Below are 3,715 nucleotides of genomic sequence, written 5' to 3'. Positions count from 1 at the left end.
GTATCGTCCTCGGCGCGATTGGCGCGGTCCTGGGTGCGGCGGCCCTCGCCGTCGTCCTGTCCGGGCGCCGCACGTCGGCCAAGTAGGCGCTAGATGGTAGCGGCCGGCCGGGCTCTCCCGGCCGGCCGCCATCGAGAGGAACAACGCATGAGAGTCTTCGCCCGAGCGGCCACGGCGGGCGCACTGCTCGCCCTCGCGGCAGCTGTGCTCCTTCCCGGCGCCGCCGCGCAGGCGCACGACGTCCTCGAGTCGACAAGCCCCGCGAACGGTTCGACGGTCGCCTCGGTGCCCGGCGCCGTCGTCCTCACTTTCGACCACACGCCGATCGCCATCGGCACGAAGATCACGGTCACGGACGCCTCGGGGGCGGACGAGTCGGCGGGAGACGCGACCGTCGTCGACAATCAGGTGACGCAGGCGCTCAAGCAGGGCGCGCCCGCGGGCAAGTACACGGTGGTGTGGCGCGTGGTCTCGTCCGACTCGCATCCGATCGAGGGCACGTTCACGTTCACCGCGCGCGCCGCGGGCGGCGGTTCGGGAGGGACGACGGCGGGGCCCACCGGGGCTGCGTCGGCACCGAACGCGTCAGCACCCGCGGCGTCGGCAACGCCGAGCGGCCCCACCGAGGTCGTGGGGGCGGGGGTGCCGGCGTGGCTCATCGTGGGCGGAACGGTCCTCTTGCTCGTGATCGCGGCGCTCGCCTACTTCGTGCGGCGAGGCCTCTCCGGACCGTCGTCGGAGGACTAGCGCCAGTCTGGGAATAAGCTGGGAAGACCGTTTGACTCTTCTAACCTGCGTCACAGATCTGCAACAGTGCTCAGGACCGCATTGACAAAAACTGTCAATGACTGGGCGGTCCTTGAGCAAAGGGGACGTACTTGAAGCGGAAAATCTTCGCGGCGGTAGGATCTGGGCTGCTGCTCGTCGCCAGCCTCGCGCTGAGCACAACAGCCTCGTGGGCGGCACCGGGCGGATCGGGCAACTCCGACCACTCGATCAAAGTGTGCGCGGCGCCCAAGGCGGGCGACGCGGCGTGCACGGCCCGGCAGGCGGCCGATCCGAACGGTCATCCGGTGACGGGCGCGAGCGCGCCGCCGGCAACCGGTCTCACGCCGTCCCAGCTGCAGAACGCCTACAAGCTCACGGGAACGTCCTCGGGCGGCCGGACGGTCGCGATCGTCGACGCGTACGGCTACCCGAATCTCGAAAGCGACCTCGCCACGTACCGCCAGCAATTCGGACTGCCCGCCTGCACCACCGCGAACGGCTGCCTCCAGATCCTCAACGAGACCGGCGGCACGCGCCTCCCGCGCTTCAACCTCGGATGGGCGCAGGAGCAATCGCTCGACGTCGACGCGGTCTCAGCCACGTGCGCCGACTGCAAGATCGTGGTGCTCCAGGCCAACAGCGCCTCGTTCACCGATCTCGGCACGGCCGTCCAGACCGCCGCGAAGATCCCCGGCGTCGTCGCGATCTCGAACAGCTACGGCGGCTCCGACGCGGCCGACTCGACGTACGGGAAGTACTACAACTTCCCGGGCATCGCCGTGACCGCAAGTGCGGGCGACAACGGCTACCAGGGCGCGTCCTACCCGGCCTCGTCGAGCTACGTCACGGCCGTCGGCGGCACGTCCCTCGTCGCGGCGTCCAACGCCCGCGGCTGGAGCGAGAGCGTCTGGACCGGGACCGGCTCTGGCTGCTCGAGCCTCAACGCCGCGCTTTCCGCCGCCTCCTCGTACAACACCGGCTGTGCGGGGCGCGCGATGAATGACGTCGCGGCCGCCTCGGATCCGAACAACGGCGGCCTGGCCGTCTACTACCCGACGTCGAGCACGAACTCGACATGGGGCCAGTTCGGCGGCACAAGCGAGGCCTCCCCGATCATCGCCTCGGTGTATGCCCTCAACGGCAACACCGGCTCGGCGGCGACAGGAACGTATGCGAACTCGCTCCCCTATGGACACTCGGGCAGTTTCTTCGACATCACGTCGGGCACCAACGGCACGTGCACCACTTCCCAGTGGTGCACGGCCGGCACGGGCTGGGACGGCCCGACCGGCCTCGGCACGCCGAACGGCACCGGGGGCTTCTAACACTCCCGTAGATCGAGTGCTCCGTAACCGTCGCTTTGAAAGGCATAAACGACGGTTGCGGAGCACTCGCTTAAGCGGACTGCTTGCGGGTGGCCCCCGCAAGGAGGAGCGCGACGGCGATCGGCACGAGAATCGCGAGGAGCGCGAGCCGCAGCCCCACGTGGTCGCCGAGGAAGCCGAGGAACGGCGGCCCCGCGAGGAACGCGATGTAGCCGATCGTCGCGACGACCGAGACGCGAGACGCCGCGTGCCGCGGATCGTCGGAGGCCGCCGACATGCCCATGGGGAACGCGAGCGCGGCGCCGAGCCCCCACAGGAGTGCGCCCACGCCCGAGATCCAATAGATTCCCGAGAGGGAATACACCGAGAGCCCCACGAGGGCGGAGACCATGCTGAGCCGGAGCGCGAGGACGCGGCCGAGGCGATCGATGATCCGCCCGCCGAACCAGCGGGCCACGGTCATGGCCCCCACGAACACGGCGAACAGCGCAGCTCCTGCCGCTTCGCTCGTGCCGAGGCCGTCTACGACACCCTTCGAGATCCAGTCGTTGCCCGCGCCCTCCGTGAGCGTCGCCCCGAGGACGACGACGCCGATGAGCAGCGTGCGCCGATCCGTCCACGCGGCGAGCGCCCCGCCCGGTTCCTTCGAAGCGGGGGCCGGGAACGCGCCGTCGTCCGCTTCCTCCGCCGCGCCGGACTCGGGCGCCTCATGCGCCGTGAGCGGCACGAAGTGTCGCGGCACGAACACCATGATGAGCACGACAGCGACCATGATCGCGGCGAGGTGAACCGGCAGCGGAACGCCCATCGCGCTGAGCCCCGCGCCCACGAGCGCCCCCACAACCGCGCCTCCGCTGAAGCCCGCGTGGAACTGCGGCATGATCGTGCGCCCCAGGCGGTGTTCGACGTCGGCGCCCGCGATGTTCTGCCCCACGTCCCAGAACGCGATCCCGACGCCGAACAGCGCGAGGCCCGCCCCGACGACCACCACGGAATGCAGCACGAGCCCGAGCGCGATCGCGCCGCCCGCGAGGACCGCGAGGAAGCCCCCGAGCCGCACGGTGCGGACGATCCCGATGCGCCCCGCCGTCGGGCCGACGAGCGGCATCGCACACAGCGAGCCGATCGCGCCCACGAGCAGGATGAGGCCCATCTCGCCCGTCGAGAGGTCGAGGGTCTGCGTCACGGCGGGGATGCGGGCCGCCCAGCTCGCGAAGATGAAGCCGTTTGTGCCGAAGATGATGAACGTCGCGATCGCGGCGCCGCGGACCACTGCGTGGTCCGGCGCGGCGGCCGACGCGGCGGTCACCGAGGGGTCGCCCTGGGAGCTCATTGGCCAGCCTTCGTGAGGAAGTCGGTGAGGATGGGGCCTGAGATCGTCGCGCCGAGGCCGCCCTCGTCAACGAACACGGCGACGGCGAGGTCGCCCTGGACGCCGATGATCCACGCGTGTGTCTTGGGCGGGTTGTCGCCGCCGAACTCAGCCGTTCCGGTCTTGGCGCCCACGGGCGCGCCCGGGACGGACATGAGGAAGCCCGCGTGCCCGCTCGTGACGACTGCGCGCATCATGTCCCGCAGCGTGCCCGCCTCGGCCTGCGTGATGGGCTTCGAGATCGCGGTCG

4 protein-coding genes are annotated in these 3,715 nt (G+C 70.4%); 2 read left to right on the top strand and 2 right to left on the bottom strand.

Translation table 11 applies throughout. From position 1 onward, the window contains the following. Positions 1-147: 147 nt before the first annotated feature. Together ACLN58_RS19435 and ACLN58_RS19430 are read left to right on the top strand one after the other, a co-directional pair. A complete protein-coding gene (locus tag ACLN58_RS19435) occupies positions 148-747 on the top strand; it encodes a copper resistance CopC family protein (protein ID WP_415856882.1) in 600 nt (199 codons plus the stop codon). Between the two features lie 131 nt (positions 748-878). Next, on the top strand, positions 879-2,093 hold the full coding sequence (locus ACLN58_RS19430) for a S53 family peptidase (RefSeq protein ID WP_415856881.1): 1,215 nt from the start codon (positions 879-881) through the stop codon (positions 2,091-2,093). A gap of 70 nt (positions 2,094-2,163) precedes the next feature. On the opposite strand, the gene ACLN58_RS19425 is transcribed toward ACLN58_RS19430, so the two are convergent. Together ACLN58_RS19425 and ACLN58_RS19420 are read right to left on the bottom strand one after the other, a co-directional pair. Further along, positions 2,164-3,426, bottom strand: coding sequence for an MFS transporter (locus ACLN58_RS19425; protein WP_415856880.1), 1,263 nt, complete (start codon positions 3,424-3,426; stop codon positions 2,164-2,166). Beyond that, the coding region (locus ACLN58_RS19420; protein WP_415856879.1) for a penicillin-binding transpeptidase domain-containing protein at positions 3,423-3,715 on the bottom strand (293 nt) is incomplete at its 5' end. The genes ACLN58_RS19425 and ACLN58_RS19420, both read right to left, overlap by 4 nt.

It is taken from the genome of Sinomonas sp. G460-2 (assembly GCF_047759905.1).
GTDB lineage: Bacteria > Actinomycetota > Actinomycetes > Actinomycetales > Micrococcaceae > Sinomonas.
Note: the sequence above shows the minus strand (reverse complement) of the source record. Positions and strands in the feature narration are given on the sequence as shown.

Bases quoted from the DNA above. Each gene is read 5' to 3' on its own strand.
- ACLN58_RS19425 (WP_415856880.1), bottom strand. From the start codon at position 3,426: ATGAGCTCCCAGGGCGACCCCTCGGTGACCGCCGCGTCGGCCGCCGCG.
- ACLN58_RS19435 (WP_415856882.1), top strand. From the start codon at position 148: ATGAGAGTCTTCGCCCGAGCGGCCACGGCGGGCGCACTGCTCGCCCTC.